Source organism: Mycolicibacter sp. MU0102 (assembly GCF_963378105.1).
GTDB classification, from domain to species: domain Bacteria; phylum Actinomycetota; class Actinomycetes; order Mycobacteriales; family Mycobacteriaceae; genus Mycobacterium; species Mycobacterium holstebronense.
In genome coordinates this window covers 2,488,203-2,501,645 of the sequence record NZ_OY726398.1, presented here as the reverse complement: position 1 = coordinate 2,501,645, position 13,443 = coordinate 2,488,203, and the positions used below count along the sequence as shown (strand labels likewise).

The window sequence follows — 13,443 nt, the reverse complement described above, 5'->3', positions numbered from 1 at the left end:
CGTGCCGGCATCCGAGTTCTGGCTGTGCCGGACCTGCGGTGTCGAACACGATGCCACACCGCAGGTGTGTGCGATCTGCGAGGACGACCGGCAATGGGTGCCGCAGGACGGCCAACACTGGACCACCTTGGACGACCTGGCCGCCGAGGGGATGCAGTCCTACACCTTTGAGTTGGAACCCGGGCTGATCGGCATCGGGAGCAATCCGCCACTCGCAATCGGTCAACTGGGCAAGCTGGTCTGTACGCCCAGCGGCAACATGCTGTGGGATCCCTCGGGATTCGTCGATGACGCCGGGGTCGCCGCGGCGCTCGAGCGGGGCCCGGTGCTCGGTGTCGTCGCCAGCCACCCCCACATGTTCGGCGCCCAGGTGGAATGGAGCCGGCGACTCGGCGGGGTGCCGGTGTATGTCAACGCAGCCGACAAACAGTGGGTGATGCGTCCGGATCCGGCGATCCGATACTGGTCCGGCCACCTGGAGCTCGCTGATGGGCTGACCCTGATTCAGGTCGGCGGCCACTTTCCGGGCAGCTCCGTCGCGTGCTGGGACGCCGGTGCCGACGGTCGCGGGGTGCTGCTGGTCGGCGACACCGTCTTCCCGAACCCCGACCGGCGCACCGTGGCATTTCTGCGCAGCTATCCCAACCGGATTCCGCTGTCGGCCGCCGTCGCCCAGCGGATGGCCGGCACCTTTGAACAGCTGCGGTTCGACCGCATTTACGGGTTGCACACCAACACCATCGACACCGATGCGGTGGCCGCGATCCGGTTCTCGGCAGACCGTCACGCCGCGTGGGCGCGCGGCGACCACGACGACCTCACCTGACGCGGGAACGGTCAGCGTTGTCAAGTGTCCCGGCCGGCGGCCCGGGGGGCGGGCGCTGCCATACTCGTCGCGTGGCTGTGACTGAAAACGAGCGGACACGGTGACGACAAGCAGACGACGGTTCATGGCCGGGATGGCTGCCGCGGCGGCGGGCACAGCGGTCGGTGGGCTCGCCGCGTGCGGATCACGGGGGCCGGGGGCCGACACCATTTTCATTGGTGGCCCGGTGGTGACTGTGGCACCCGGCGCTCCGGAAGCCGAAGCACTCGCCGTCACCGGCGGGCGGATCAGCCAGGTCGGCACTACCGACGAGGTACTGCGACTGCGCGGGTCGGGCACCATCGTCATCGACTTGCGCGGCCGGGCGCTGCTACCGGCGTTCGTGGAGCCGCATGGGCATCCCTTCGAGATGGGCTCCACCCTGGCTCCGCCGGCCATCGACGTGCGTCCCTTCACCGTCCCCACCGCGAACGGGGTGTTCGCCAAGCTGGCCGAGGCCGTGGCGGACACCCCGAAGGGCCAGCCGATTCTGCTCAACGGGGTCGATCCGCTGCTGCAGACCGGACTGCAGCCCTTCACCCGGACCGAACTGACCCGGCTCGCCCCGAACAACCCCGTGGTGATCATCTCCAACAGCGGCCACGCCGCCTACGGCAACACCGCCGCATTCACCGCGGCCGGCATCACCAAGACCACCCCCAACCCGGCCGGAGCGCAGTACATCCACGGACCTGACGGTCAGCTGACCGGCGAGGTGCGCGAGGCGGCGGCGGTGATGGCGCTGGTCGCGCCGTTCTCCGGCGCGATCATGGCCAACGCCGGGGACAATCTGCGCTGGGCCTACGCCCAACTCGCGCGCGCGGGAATCGCCACGGCCACCGAACATTCCTATGACGCGCGTGCGCAATCGGAGGTGTTCGGCAAGCTCGCCCAGCAGGCCGACTGCGCGGTCCGGGTGCGTGCCTATGAGATCGGCACCGCGGAACTGGCCGCGGATTCGAAGAACGTTCGCGGCAAGCGGGCCCGCGCCGACGTGCTGTTCGACAAGATCGGGATGAAGATCTGGGCGGACGGTTCGCCCTGGCAGGGCAACATCTTCACCACTTTCCCGTATCTGACCAACGCCACCACCGCGAACATGGGCCTGGGTCCCGACCACCGCGGCAGGATGAACTACCCGCCCGAGCAGATCCAGGAACTGACCAAGGCGTTCGTCGATCAGCATTGGCAGGTCTCCTGCCACGTGCACGGCGACGCCGCGATCGACGTGGTGCTGGACGCGTTCGAACAGGCGCGCACGCCGCCGGCGCTACGGCCCCGGATCGAACACGTCGGAGCCATGCGGCCCGATCAGTTCGCGCGGGCCGCACAGCTGGGAATCACCCCGAGCCTGTTCATCGAACACATCTATTTCTGGGGAGATGTGTTGGTGGACAAGCTATTCGGTCTCGATCACGGCTCGCACTGGATGTCGGCGCGTTCGGCTGTCGACGCCGGACTGCGGCTCTCGTTCCACAATGACGGCACCGTCACCCCGCCCAACCCGCTGGGCAACATCGCCACCGCGGTGAACCGGATCGCCAAGGGCAGCGGCCGGGTGTTGGCCCCCGAGCAGCGCATCGGCGTCGATGCGGCGATCAAGGCGCAGACCCTCAACGCCGCCTGGCAACTGCGGCTGGACACCGAGATCGGCAGCCTGGAACCCGGCAAGTACGCCGACCTGGTGGTGCTGTCGCACAACCCTCGCCGGGTTCCGCCGGAAGACCTGCGCGACGTGGCAGTGGAGGCCACCTACCTGATGGGTCGGCAGACCTACGGGAAGGTGCTGGGGTAGCGGCTGCGGTGCCGCCGAGGCCCGCTACGCGGGCGGCTCGGGGCAGTTGCCGTCGCCGGCCCACACGGTGACGCGCCTCGCCTGCAGCACGCCGTCGCCGTCCTTGGTCCCGCCGGCGGCGACACACTTGCCGGCACTGATCGACGGCGCGCTGACGGCGACCATCCGGCGGAAGTGGGTGCTGTCGTTGACCGTGACCGTGGTCGGCCCGGACGGGCCGCTGATCGTCAGGGTGTCACCGGAGACGGATTCGACCACACCGCGGACGCCGCGGTGCGGCTTCGGGGGCGCGGGGGCGTCGGCAGCCGCTGCGGGCCGTTGCGGGCATTTGCCGTCGACGGTGGTGCTGATCGCCACGAACTTCGCAGTGATGGCGCCACTGTCGGCCGGAGCACTGTCGGGTCCGGCGCCGGCCTTGATGCAGGTGCCGGCGGTGATCTCGCCGCGCTGGGCGGGCACCGACTCGAAAATCCGCGTTTCGTTGGTCAGCGAAACGGTAGTGGTGCCGGATGAGCGGGCCACCTCGAAGGTGTTGCCGGACACCGAGGAGACCGAACCCATCACGTGGTCGCCCTGGGCGTGAGCCAATGCCGGGACGAACAGTCCGGCCGCGAACAGCGCCGTCGCTCCGGTCAGAGCGCGGATCGTTTGGGTGGGTGTGCTCGGGCGGGGGGACATCGGCAGTCTCCGTTCGTTGATATCGGCGGCGGCGGGTGCCGCCGGCCGGTGCTACCACCGTCGATGGTCGAGTTAGCGGGCAGCTAGCTTCCAGCTGTGAGCCCGCTGTGTAGACGACTCGGGCCATGCGCGACGGGGTCCGGGAACACCGCGGCGTATCCGGGCGTTGGCTCAATCATGGCAACTCAAGACCTCACCGCAGCGAAATTCGAAGAAACCATCGCCGACAACGACATCGTGCTCGTCGATTTCTGGGCGTCCTGGTGCGGGCCGTGCCGATCGTTCGCGCCGACGTTCGCCGCTGTCTCCGAGAAGCACCCCGACGTGGTGTTCGCCAAGGTCGACACCGAAGCCGAGCAGCAGCTGGCCGCCGCCGCCCAGATCCGGTCCATTCCCACCCTGATGGCGTTCAAGAAGGGCACGCTGGTGTTCAACCAGGCCGGCGCACTGCCCGCCGCGGCGTTGGAGAACCTGGTCCAGCAGGTCAAGGATCTCGACGTCGAAGCCGCCCTGGCCGAGCAGGCCGCTGCGGGCAAGCCCGACCAGGTCTGAGGCCGCGCACGCGATAGCGTGCATCCGTGTCTTCCGAATCCAAGTTCGGCTCCGAGTTCGTCAAAGTCGAACGTCCCCGTCCGCACGTCGCCCTCATCACGCTGAACCGCCCGGAGCGGATGAACTCCATGGCGTTCGACGTCATGGTTCCGCTGCGCGACGTGCTGGCTGAAGTCAGTTATGACAACTCGGTGCGGGTGGTGGTGCTGACCGGGGCGGGCCGCGGGTTCTCCTCGGGTGCCGACCACAAGTCCGCGGGTTCGGTGCCGCACGTCGCAGGATTAACCCGGCCCACGTTCGGGTTGCGGTCGATGGAACTGCTCGACGACATCATCCTGGGGCTGCGGCGCCTGCACCAGCCGGTGATCGCCGCCGTCAACGGGGCGGCCATCGGTGGTGGCCTGTGCCTGGCGCTGGCGGCCGACATCCGGGTCGCCGCGTCGGGTGCCTACTTCCGGGCCGCCGGCATCAACAACGGGCTCACGGCCAGTGAGCTGGGGCTGAGTTACCTGCTGCCCCGGGCGATCGGGGCGTCGCGGGCGTTCGAGATCATGCTCACCGGCCGCGACGTCGACGCCGCCGAGGCCGAACGAATTGGCCTGGTCTCGCGCGTGGTGGAGCAGCCGGACCTGCTGGACACCTGCTACGACATGGCCGAGCGGATCGCCGGTTTCTCCCGGCCGGGGGCCGAATTGACCAAGCGGACGCTCTGGAGCGGACTCGACGCCGGTAGTCTGGAGGGGCACATGCAGGCCGAGGGGCTCGGACAGCTCTACGTGCGCCTGCTGACCAGCAACTTCGAGGAAGCCGTCGCTGCGCGCGCCGAGAAACGCCCACCGGCTTTCACTGACGATAAGTAGCAAGAACACGACAGGAGTACGCGCGCGTGATCACCGCCAGCGACGATGCAGAGCGGAGCTTGCGGAGCGATGAGGAGGAGTGGCGGGCGTGATCACCGCAACGGGCCTGGAGGTCCGCGCCGGAGCGCGCACCCTGCTCGACTCGGTTGACTCGGTGCTGCGGGTACAGCCCGGAGACCGGATCGGTCTGGTCGGCCGTAACGGCGCCGGCAAGACCACCACGCTGCGCATTCTGGCCGGTGAGGGCGAGCCCTATGCCGGCACCATCGTCCGCACCGGCGAGGTCGGCTACCTGCCGCAGGACCCCAGGGAGGGCAACCTCGACGTCCTGGCGCGCGATCGCGTGCTGTCAGCTCGTGGCCTGGATGCCATCCTGGCCGACCTGGAGAAGCAGCAGGTGCTGATGGCCGAGGTGGTCGACGAAACCGAGCGCGACCGCGCCATCCGCCGCTACGGCCAGCTCGAAGAGCGATTCGCCGCACTGGGCGGCTACGCCGCCGAAAGCGAGGCGGGCCGGATCTGCACCAGCTTGGGACTGCCCGACCGGGTGCTGACCCAGCCGCTGCGGACCTTGTCCGGTGGCCAGCGCCGCCGCGTGGAACTGGCCCGGATCCTGTTCGCGGCGGGCGAGGGTGGCGCGGGCGGCGCGGGCTCGGACACCACCTTGCTGCTCGACGAACCGACTAACCACCTCGACGCGGACTCGATCGGCTGGCTGCGTGACTTTTTGAAGAACCACAGCGGCGGGCTGGTCCTGATCAGCCACGACGTGGATCTGTTGGCCGACGTGGTCAACCGGGTGTGGTTCCTCGACGCGGTGCGCGGTGAGGCCGACGTATACAACATGGGCTGGCAGAAGTACCTCGACGCCCGGGCGACCGATGAGCAGCGTCGCCGCCGGGAACGGGCCAATGCTGAACGCAAAGCTGGAGCGCTGCGCGCGCAGGCCGCCAAGATGGGTGCCAAGGCGACTAAAGCCGTTGCGGCGCAGAACATGTTGCGCCGCGCTGAGCGAATGATGGCCGAACTCGACGACGAGCGGGTGGCCGACAAGGTCGCCAAGATCAAGTTCCCGACCCCATCGGCCTGCGGGAAAACTCCGCTGATGGCCTCTGGGCTGACCAAAGTGTATGGCTCGCTGGAGATCTTCACCGGTGTCGACCTGGCCATCGACCGGGGATCGCGGGTGGTGGTGCTGGGACTCAACGGAGCCGGCAAGACCACCTTGCTGCGACTGCTCGCCGGCGTCGAAACCCCCGACGCCGGCCAGCTCGAGCCCGGATACGGCTGCAAGATCGGCTACTTCGCCCAGGAGCACGACACCATCGACAACGCGGCCAGCGTGTGGGAGAACATCCGCCATGCCGCCCCCGACACCTCTGAGCAGGATCTGCGGGGACTTTTGGGCGCGTTCATGTTCACCGGGCCGCAGCTGGAGCAAGCGGCCGGCACACTGTCCGGCGGTGAGAAGACCCGACTGGCGCTGGCCGGACTGGTGGCCTCCACCGCGAACGTGCTGCTGCTCGACGAGCCGACCAACAACCTCGACCCGGCATCACGCGAGCAGGTACTCGATGCGCTGCGCAGCTATGCCGGTGCGGTGGTGCTGGTCACCCACGACCCGGGCGCCGCGGAGGCGCTCGACCCGCAGCGGGTGGTGTTGCTGCCCGACGGCACCGAGGATCATTGGTCTGCGGACTACCGCGACCTGATCGAGCTCGCCTAGCAAGCGCGGCCAGCTGTCCCGATTCCCCTGTATTTCAGCCAAACCCGCCCGATCGCCTCGTCGGCTTCCTACGCTGAAGCCGTCAAGGCGGCGAGGGGATGGTGAGGGGACGTGGCAACGACGACGAAACCGAACAAGCAACGCGATCGTCAGCTGGACGCGTTGCGCAGCGCCTATGAGGGCGGGGCGAGTATCCGGACTTTGGCGGCGTCGACCGGCCGATCGTACGGCTCGGTGCACAGCATGCTGCGTGAGTCGGGTGCGGCGATGCGCAGCCGCGGTGGGCCCAACCACCGCACCCGATCGCGCTAGCGCTACTGCGCGCAACTCGCCGAACGTGTACTCAGGGCGAGATTTCGGCGAGAAATTCGTTCTGAGTACACGCTCGGTGCGGAAAGCGGCCAGCCGCGAAATCAGCTCTGCCGCACCGAATCCTCGACAAGGTCGAGGACCGCAGATAGCCGCTGCGGATCTTCGCCCGACGCCAGGCGCGCGACCAGGCCGTCGAGCACCAGATCCAGATAGCAGTGCAGCACGTCACCGGGGACGTCGTCGCGCAGTCGGCCGGCCTGCTTCTGGCGATGCAGTCGATCCGTTGTGGCAGCAGCCAATTCGGCCGACCGCTCCGCCCAGCCGCGGCTGAATTCCGGATCGTGACGCAGCTTGCGGGCGATCTCCAGCCGAGTGGCCAACCAGTCGAACTGCTCCGGCGCGGCCAGCATGTCGCGCATCACGCCGATCAGGCCCTCGCGCGAGGCGACATCAGCCATCCGCTGCGCGTCTTCGCGCGCCAACTCGAAGAACAGCGTGTCCTTGTCGCGGAAGTGATGGAAGATCGCCCCGCGCGATAGCCCGATCATCTGCTCCAGTCGCCGCACCGTCGCCTGGTCGTAACCGTAAGCGGCGAAGCAGCGTCGCGCGCCATCGAGGATCTGGCGGCGCCGGGCCGCCAGGTGATCCTCGCTGACCCTGGGCATCAGGTGATCGCCGTCTACGCGCTCTGAGACGACTTCAGCATGTTGCGCAGCACGTACTGCAAGATGCCGCCGTTGCGGTAGTAGTCGGCCTCACCGGGGGTGTCGATGCGCACCAGCGCGTCGAATTCGATGTTCTCACCATCCTCTTTGGTGGCGGTGACCTTGACCGTCTTCGGCGTCTTGCCCGCGTTGAGCTCCTCGATACCGACGATGTCGAAGGTCTCGGTGCCGTCCAGGCCCAGCGTCTTGGCGGTCTCGCCGGCCGGGAACTGCAGCGGGATCACGCCCATGCCGATCAGGTTCGAGCGGTGGATGCGCTCGAAGGACTCGGTGATGACGGCCTTGACGCCCAGCAGCGTGGTGCCCTTGGCCGCCCAGTCACGCGACGAGCCGGAGCCGTATTCCTTGCCGCCCAGCACGACCAGCGGGATGCCGGCCTTCTGGTAGTTCATGCAGGCGTTGTAGATGAACTCCTTCGGGCCACCCTCCTGGGTGAAGTCCCGGGTGTAGCCACCCTGGGTGCCCTCCAGGCCGATGGTGTCCAGCACCCGGTTCTGCAGGCGGATGTTGGCGAAGGTGCCGCGGACCATGACCTCGTGGTTACCGCGACGGCTGCCCAGCGAGTTGTAGTCCTTGCGCTCCACGCCGTGGGCGTCCAGGTAGTCCGCCGCCGGGGTGCCGGGCTTGATCGGGCCGGCCGGGCTGATGTGGTCGGTGGTGACCGAGTCGCCCAGCAGCGCCATCACCCGAGCGCCCTTGATGTCGGAGACCGGCTCGGGCTCCATGCCCATGCCGTCGAAGTACGGGGCCTTGCGCACATAGGTCGACGCGTCGTCCCAGGCGAAGGTGTCACCGTCCGGGGTCGGCAGGTTGCGCCAGTTCTCGTCGCCCTTGAACACGTCGGCGTAGGACTTGCGGAACATGTCCTGGTTGATCGCGGACTTGATGGTGTCGTCGATCTCTTGGGCCGACGGCCAGATGTCGCGCAGGAAGACGTCGTTGCCGTCGGTGTCCTTGCCCAGCGAATCGGTTTCGAAGTCGAAGTCCATGGTGCCGGCCAGGGCGTAGGCGATGACCAGCGGCGGGGACGCCAGGTAGTTCATCTTGACGTCGGGGGAGATGCGGCCCTCGAAGTTGCGGTTGCCCGACAGCACCGCGGTGACGGTCAGGTCCTCCTCGTTGACCGCCTTGGAGATCTCCTCGGGCAGCGGGCCGGTGTTACCGATACAGGTGGTGCAGCCGTAACCGCCCAGGTAGAAGCCGAGCTTCTCCAGGTAGGGCCACAGGCCGGCCTTCTCGTAGTAGTCGGTGACGACCTGGCTGCCCGGGGCCATGTTGGTCTTCACCCACGGCTTGGACGACAGGCCCTTCTCGACGGCGTTGCGCGCCAGCAGGGCCGCGCCGATCATCACCGACGGGTTGGAGGTGTTGGTGCACGAGGTGATACCCGCGACCGCGACGGCGCCGTGGTCGAGGATGAACTCGCCGCGCTCGCCCTTGACGCGGATCGGCTTGCTCGGCCGGCCGTCGGAGCCGTTGGCGGCGGACTGCACGTCCACCGCGCCGTCGTCGGCGAAGGACAGCGAGACCGGGTCGGAAGCCGGGAAGGACTCCTCGATGGCCTCGTCGAGCTTGGTCTCCGGCGCCGGGTGCTGCTCTTCGACGTAGTTGTGGATGTCCTTGCGGAAGGCGATCTTGCTCTCCGACAACAGGATCCGGTCCTGCGGACGCTTCGGTCCGGCGATCGACGGGACCACGGTGGACAGGTCCAGCTCCAGGTATTCGGAGAAGGCCGGCTCGTGGTCCGGGTTGTGCCACATGCCCTGGGTCTTGGCGTAGGCCTCGACCAACGCGAGCTGCTCGTCGGTGCGGCCGGTCAGGCGCAAGTAGTTGATGGTCTCTTCGTCGATCGGGAAGATCGCGCAGGTCGAGCCGAACTCGGGGCTCATGTTGCCCAGCGTGGCGCGGTTGGCCAGCGGCACCTCGGCGACGCCCTTGCCGTAGAACTCAACGAACTTGCCGACCACGCCGTGCTTGCGCAGCATGTCGGTGACGGTGAGCACCACGTCGGTGGCGGTGACGCCCGGCTGGATCTCGCCGGTCAGCTTGAAGCCGACCACGCGGGGGATCAGCATCGACACCGGCTGGCCCAGCATGGCGGCCTCGGCCTCGATACCGCCGACGCCCCAGCCCAGCACGCCCAGGCCGTTCTGCATGGTGGTGTGGCTGTCGGTACCCACGCAGGTGTCGGGGTAGGCCTTCCCGTCACGCACCATGACGGTCCGCGCCAGGTACTCGATGTTGACCTGGTGCACGATGCCGGTGCCCGGCGGGACGACCTTGAAGTCGTCGAAAGCGCCTTGGCCCCAACGCAGGAACTGGTAGCGCTCGGCGTTGCGCTGGTACTCCAGCTCGACGTTGCGCTCGAAGGCGTCGGAGGTGCCGAAGACGTCGAGGATCACGGAGTGGTCGATGACCATCTCGGCGGGCGAGAGCGGGTTGACCTTGTTGGGGTCGCCGCCCAGGGCGGTGACGGCCTCACGCATGGTGGCCAGGTCGACGACGCAGGGCACGCCGGTGAAGTCCTGCATGATCACCCGGGCCGGGGTGAACTGGATCTCGATGCTCGGCTCGGCGGCCGGGTCCCAGTTGGCGATCGCGTTGATGTGATCTTTGGTGATGTTGGCGCCGTCCTCGGTGCGCAGCAGGTTCTCGGCCAGCACCTTGAGGCTGTAGGGGAGTTTCTCGGTGCCGGGGACGGCATCGAGGCGGTAGATCTCATAGGCCTGATCACCCACGGTCAGGGTGGCACGGGCTCCGAACGAATTCACCGAATCTGTGCTGGTCACTTCAACTCCCCGAGATCGAGTTCTCATCCATCGACGGGTCCGCGCCGACGGGCGACCTAACCCTAACAGTACGATTGTCCTGTATAAAGTAAGGTTCACCTCACCTGGGCGGGGTTGATACCGTCATCAACCGTGACGATCCAGCACCCGCCGGCCTACATCCCCGGCGAGCTCTGCATCACTGTCGGCCTCGACCCGGCCACCCCGCCCGACGACTGCATGGCGTTGGTCAAGGTTGCTGTCGCTGCCGACGGGGTGAGCGCACCGGCGGCCGACGTGCCGGCGCTGCGTGAGGTGGTGTCGCAGGCCGGCCGCGACGGCATCGACCTCAAGATCGTCGAGGTCGCCCGAAACCCGGGAATGGACACTGCTCTGCGCGATGTCGCCACGGTGGTCGGCTACGACTATCCGGATTCGACCGTCCTGGTCGTCAGTACGAACTATGTCGGCAGCTACAGCGGCCAGTTTCACCGGTCGAAGCTGGAGGCCGCCGAGGATCACGCCAAAACCGGCGATCCGGTGACTTCGGCGCAGAATTTCCTGCACGAATTGACCACCCCCGATCTGCCCTGGACGGGCTTGACAGTGGTGCTGCTGGCGGGGGTGGCTGCGGCGGCCGTCGGCACCCGCTTCCTGCAGCGACGCAGCAAACAGTCCTCAGAAGGTGCGACGCGCGTCGACGTCGCGAACTAGCGGCCTTACCTCCGAAAACCCGGAAACTGGGCGATTAATTGTCGCCCGGTGGTGGGCTGCTGCAAATAAATAGGTCACCGAATGGTCACAAGCGGCTTAATTACACAAACGTAGTTTGTTACGAACGTTTCTCCAGTGACTGATGTGACGTATGGTCTCAAAAGGCGCAGCTGTTGCATCTGTTGTTTCTGTGCTTTTGCCACCGGCCGAAGCATGGCGCCGCCTGCTGAAGAGTCCGAGGAGATCCAAGCCGAATGAGACGCATCCGCTGTGGCTCCGATGGCTCTGTTTTCCGACTGGCGATCCGGTTCGCCCAACCTGCGACGGTGTCGGTACTCAGTGCCGCGATGGTGTTGGGCACCCCGGGGCTGGCCGCCGCTCAACCCGGGCAGGACCCCGACGGTATCGCCGCGCTGATCGCCGATGTCGCCGACGCCAACCAGCAACTGCAGAACCTGGGCGCGCAGATCGCCCAGGAGAAGGAAGGCGTCAACAAGGCCCTGGTGGATCTGCAGACCGCGCGCGACGACGCCGCCGCCGCCCAGCACGAAGTGGAGTCCGGCCGGCAGGCGATCGTCGATGCCGATGCCGCGATCGCCGCCGCGCAGCGACGGTTCAACACCTTCGCCGCGTCGACATACGTCAACGGGCCCTCCGACAGCTACCTGACCGCGGCCAACCCCACGGAGATGATCGCCACGGCGGCGGCCGGTCAGACCCTGGCACTCTCCTCCCAGCAGGCGCTGGACCACCTCAAGCAGGCCCGCACCGAGCAGTTGAACAAGGAGTCGGCCGCCCGGCTGGCCAAGCAGAAGGCCGACCAGGCCGTCGCCGACGCGCAGTCCAGTCAGGACGCGGCGGTGGCCGCGCTCACCGACACCCAGCGCAAGTTCGGCGACCAGCAGGGCGAGATCGACCGGCTGGCCGCGCGACGCAACGAGGCACAGGCCAAAATCGCTGCGGCCCGGGGCTACGAGCAGCCCCAGGCCGGGCCGGCGCCGTCCGGTGTAGCAGGCGGTGATCGGTGGGGGAATCCCGCCGGTCCCGTGGCCGGCCCCACGGCGGGCAAGCCCGCGCAGTGGGACGGTCCCTGGGACCCGACCCTGCCGATGGTTCCCAGCGCCGACGTTCCCGGCGACCCGATCGCGGTGATCAACCAGGTACTGGGGATCTCGCAGACCTCGGCGCAGGTGACGGCGAACCTGGGGCAGAAATTCCTGCAGTCGCTGGGGCTGGCCAAGCCCGACGACACCGGTATCAACAACGGCAAGATCCCGCGGGTCTATGGGCGACAGGCCTCTGAATACGTGATCCGCCGCGCCCTTTCGCAGCGCGGCGTGCCCTACTCCTGGGGCGGTGGCACCGCTGCGGGGCCCGGCCGCGGTATCGGCTCCGGATCGGGCACGGTCGGATTCGACTGTTCCGGGCTGATCCTCTACGCCTTCGCCGGAGTGGGTATCAAGCTGCCGCACTACTCGGGTTCGCAGTACAAGATGGGGCGCCAGATCCCGTCGGCAATGGCGCGTCGCGGCGACGTCATCTTCTACGGACCCGGTGGTAGTCAGCACGTGACGCTCTACCTCGGTAACGGCCTGATGCTGGAGGCCCCCGACGTGGGCCAAACGGTGAAGGTGTCACCGGTGCGCAAGAGCGGCATGACGCCTTATGTAGTCCGATACATCGAGTACTGACGGCGGTGCAATGCAACTGAGTTCATTACGACTATCGCGCCTCGTCGGGTCGCTGTTGGTGGCGATCCCGTTGACGGTGGGCCTGGCCGGACCGGCCGAGGCGGACCCGGGGTGGGACCCCACCCTGCCGGCGACCATCAGCGCCGGGGCGCCCGGTGATCCGTTGGCCATCGCCAACGCCTCGCTGCAGGCCACCGCCAATGCCACCCAGACCACGATGGACCTGGGCCGCAAGTTCTTGTCCGGCCTCGGGTTCAACGTGGGCGACGAAGCCGCCGGCAATGTGTCACCCGGCCAGCGCGTGCACGGCAAGCAGGCCATCGAGTACGTGATCCGTCGCGGCGGCGCCCAGATGGGCGTGCCCTACTCCTGGGGCGGCGGTTCGCTGACCGGTCCCAGCAAGGGCATCGACTCAGGCGCGGGCACCGTCGGATTCGACTGCTCGGGCCTGATGCGTTACGCGTTCGCCGGCGTCGGCGTGCTGATCCCGCGGTTCTCCGGTGACCAATACAACGCCGGTCGGCACATTCCGCCCAATCAGGCCCGCCGCGGCGACCTGATGTTCTACGGCCCCGGTGGCGGCCAGCACGTCACCATGTACCTGGGTGGCGGGAAGATGCTGGAGGCCTCGGGCAGCGCCGGCAAGGTCGTCGTCAGCCCGGTGCGGACGTCGGGGATGACGCCGTATCTGACCCGGATCATTGAGTACTGACGCATTCGGGACGGGCCTTACGTCGACGGATGCTGCTAACCCTGG

12 protein-coding genes are annotated in these 13,443 nt (G+C 67.6%); 9 read left to right on the top strand and 3 right to left on the bottom strand.

Features of this window, described 5'->3' with window-relative positions; all coding sequences use genetic code 11:
• Position 1: 1 nt before the first annotated feature.
• Together RCP37_RS11605 and RCP37_RS11600 are read left to right on the top strand one after the other, a co-directional pair.
• Positions 2–826, top strand: coding sequence for an MBL fold metallo-hydrolase (locus tag RCP37_RS11605; RefSeq protein WP_308483279.1), 825 nt, complete (start codon positions 2–4; stop codon positions 824–826).
• Between the two features lie 100 nt (positions 827–926).
• On the top strand, positions 927–2,660 hold the full coding sequence (locus RCP37_RS11600) for an amidohydrolase (RefSeq protein WP_308483278.1): 1,734 nt from the start codon (positions 927–929) through the stop codon (positions 2,658–2,660).
• A gap of 24 nt (positions 2,661–2,684) precedes the next feature.
• On the opposite strand, the gene RCP37_RS11595 is transcribed toward RCP37_RS11600, so the two are convergent.
• Positions 2,685–3,338, bottom strand: a complete 654-nt coding sequence (locus tag RCP37_RS11595; protein ID WP_308483277.1) for a DUF5666 domain-containing protein — start codon at positions 3,336–3,338, stop codon at positions 2,685–2,687.
• Between the two features lie 177 nt (positions 3,339–3,515).
• On the opposite strand from RCP37_RS11595, the gene trxA reads away from it, so the two are divergent.
• The 4 genes from trxA (at position 3,516) to RCP37_RS11575 (ending at position 6,788) form a co-directional block, all read left to right on the top strand.
• Positions 3,516–3,890 (top strand): thioredoxin, encoded by a 375-nt coding sequence (gene trxA, locus RCP37_RS11590; protein ID WP_308483276.1) that lies wholly within the window; start codon positions 3,516–3,518, stop codon positions 3,888–3,890.
• 26 nt (positions 3,891–3,916) lie between these two features.
• On the top strand, positions 3,917–4,750 hold the full coding sequence (locus RCP37_RS11585; protein WP_308483275.1) for an enoyl-CoA hydratase: 834 nt from the start codon (positions 3,917–3,919) through the stop codon (positions 4,748–4,750).
• Positions 4,751–4,838: 88 nt separating this feature from the next.
• Positions 4,839–6,476 carry an ABC-F family ATP-binding cassette domain-containing protein gene (locus tag RCP37_RS11580; RefSeq protein ID WP_308483274.1) on the top strand — a complete coding sequence of 546 codons (1,638 nt, stop codon included), beginning with the start codon at positions 4,839–4,841 and terminating at the stop codon, positions 6,474–6,476.
• Positions 6,477–6,587: 111 nt separating this feature from the next.
• A complete protein-coding gene (locus tag RCP37_RS11575) occupies positions 6,588–6,788 on the top strand; it encodes a helix-turn-helix domain-containing protein (protein ID WP_308483273.1) in 201 nt (66 codons plus the stop codon).
• A gap of 101 nt (positions 6,789–6,889) precedes the next feature.
• Here RCP37_RS11575 and RCP37_RS11570 read toward each other — a convergent pair whose 3' ends face one another.
• Together RCP37_RS11570 and acnA are read right to left on the bottom strand one after the other, a co-directional pair.
• Complete coding sequence (locus RCP37_RS11570; protein ID WP_065041140.1) at positions 6,890–7,453, bottom strand: TetR/AcrR family transcriptional regulator; 564 nt, start codon at positions 7,451–7,453, stop codon at positions 6,890–6,892.
• 14 nt (positions 7,454–7,467) lie between these two features.
• Positions 7,468–10,302 carry an aconitate hydratase AcnA gene (gene acnA / locus RCP37_RS11565; RefSeq protein ID WP_308483272.1) on the bottom strand — a complete coding sequence of 945 codons (2,835 nt, stop codon included), beginning with the start codon at positions 10,300–10,302 and terminating at the stop codon, positions 7,468–7,470.
• A 177-nt stretch (positions 10,303–10,479) separates the two neighbouring features.
• Between acnA and RCP37_RS11560 the strand changes: the two genes are divergently transcribed.
• The 3 genes from RCP37_RS11560 (at position 10,480) to ripB (ending at position 13,398) form a co-directional block, all read left to right on the top strand.
• Entirely contained in the window at positions 10,480–10,995 is a 516-nt protein-coding gene (locus RCP37_RS11560; RefSeq protein ID WP_373693178.1) for an Rv1476 family membrane protein, read from the top strand.
• A gap of 254 nt (positions 10,996–11,249) precedes the next feature.
• Positions 11,250–12,686 (top strand): NlpC/P60 family peptidoglycan endopeptidase RipA, encoded by a 1,437-nt coding sequence (gene ripA / locus RCP37_RS11555; RefSeq protein ID WP_308483270.1) that lies wholly within the window; start codon positions 11,250–11,252, stop codon positions 12,684–12,686.
• A gap of 10 nt (positions 12,687–12,696) precedes the next feature.
• On the top strand, positions 12,697–13,398 hold the full coding sequence (gene ripB, locus RCP37_RS11550) for an NlpC/P60 family peptidoglycan endopeptidase RipB (RefSeq protein WP_308483269.1): 702 nt from the start codon (positions 12,697–12,699) through the stop codon (positions 13,396–13,398).
• Positions 13,399–13,443: the final 45 nt, after the last annotated feature.

What these genes read in the sequence shown, in the direction of transcription:
- RCP37_RS11570 (WP_065041140.1), bottom strand. Translation starts at nt 7,453, where the DNA reads ATGCCCAGGGTCAGCGAGGATCACCTGGCGGCCCGGCGCCGCCAGATC.
- ripA (WP_308483270.1), top strand. Translation starts at nt 11,250, where the DNA reads ATGAGACGCATCCGCTGTGGCTCCGATGGCTCTGTTTTCCGACTGGCG.
- ripB (WP_308483269.1), top strand. Translation starts at nt 12,697, where the DNA reads ATGCAACTGAGTTCATTACGACTATCGCGCCTCGTCGGGTCGCTGTTG.
- trxA (WP_308483276.1), top strand. Translation starts at nt 3,516, where the DNA reads ATGGCAACTCAAGACCTCACCGCAGCGAAATTCGAAGAAACCATCGCC.
- RCP37_RS11595 (WP_308483277.1), bottom strand. Translation starts at nt 3,338, where the DNA reads ATGTCCCCCCGCCCGAGCACACCCACCCAAACGATCCGCGCTCTGACC.